This is a genomic window from Psychrobacter piechaudii (genome assembly GCF_900162825.1).
GTDB lineage: Bacteria > Pseudomonadota > Gammaproteobacteria > Pseudomonadales > Moraxellaceae > Psychrobacter > Psychrobacter piechaudii.
In genome coordinates, this window is the sequence record NZ_FUGE01000221.1 from 1 (window position 1) to 1,131 (window position 1,131).

A 1,131-nucleotide genomic window follows, 5' to 3' on the forward strand; every position below is an offset into this window, starting at 1 on the left:
CTGATTCAGCTCTTTTATGTGGTTGTCTTTAATGCGTAGCTTGAGTGTTTTCATATATTCAGTATGGCAAGATTAATTTTAGCTTACAACCCTTTAACGACTTCTTACGACAGTGTGTGTCGCCTTATATCCACCCCCTGAAGTGGGTGGTTTTAAGGCGACTGGTGATAAAAAATGTGCTTATGGTAACAAGTTTCAATGGGTTGTGGATAGATTTAATAAACACATTTATAAAACATGTGCCCAGCATAACAACTATAAGGGCAAGTCTTTACGATACTGGACCACGTCCGTTTCACGGGCTAATTTATCATACAAGTAACGTGCGTTTTCATTATCCGTATCGGTAACTCAGTACACACGATTACAATTATGCACTTCAGCAAACTGATATACCTTTTCTATCAACGCCCGCCCTATCCCTAAACCTCTAGCAGCACCATCTACATATAGGTCTTCAAGATAGCAACAATCTGTGGTATTCCAAGTATTGGGGTGTAAAACCACATGGGCAATACCAACGAGATTAGTTCTATCAAAAGCCCCGAACCCATAAATGGGAACGTTGCTGTCTAATATTTTTGCCCAAGTGGCCTGAGTCACTTCTTCCGTCAATGACGTTTTATAAAAGCTTAAATAAGCTTGCCAGTATTTATACCAATCACAATAATCCCCTTCAGTGAGAGGCTTAACAGTTACTTCATTAGTTTTCATCTCTGCACACGACAAAAAAATCATCCCCACCCGATTTTCATAGGTTTAGGGGTTAAAAAGCTAACTAATTGTCGAAATACAGTCTTATCATTGTTAAAAAACACCAAACGAAGACCTTCAATCAACACATCCAGACCAAGCGCAAATAAACTGGCTTGAGGTCGAGCGTTTGACTTCAACTTGCGTTTTAACGGCTTATCTTTGTCTTTATAAATACCGACATGATAAGCCCAACAAAATGCTAAGGCGTTCACTGCGACTAATTTACTGACCCGATCAAGATGGGTTAAGTGGGTATCTTCAAGATTAAAGCCACGGCCCTTTAGACAAGCAAATAAAGTCTCAATTTCCCAACGCTTAGCATAGTTTGTCATCGCATCCACTGTTTCTAGTTGATTGGTTGCGACAATCACTAAA

At 39.6% G+C, this 1,131-nt stretch carries 2 protein-coding genes; both read right to left on the reverse strand.

Annotation, left to right across the window (positions count from 1 at the left end; all coding sequences use genetic code 11):
- Positions 1-351: 351 nt before the first annotated feature.
- Complete coding sequence (locus A1019T_RS11655) at positions 352-714, reverse strand: GNAT family N-acetyltransferase (RefSeq protein ID WP_244156657.1); 363 nt, start codon at positions 712-714, stop codon at positions 352-354.
- Positions 715-734: 20 nt separating this feature from the next.
- The coding region (locus A1019T_RS13290; RefSeq protein ID WP_167366872.1) for a transposase at positions 735-1,131 on the reverse strand (397 nt) is incomplete at its 5' end.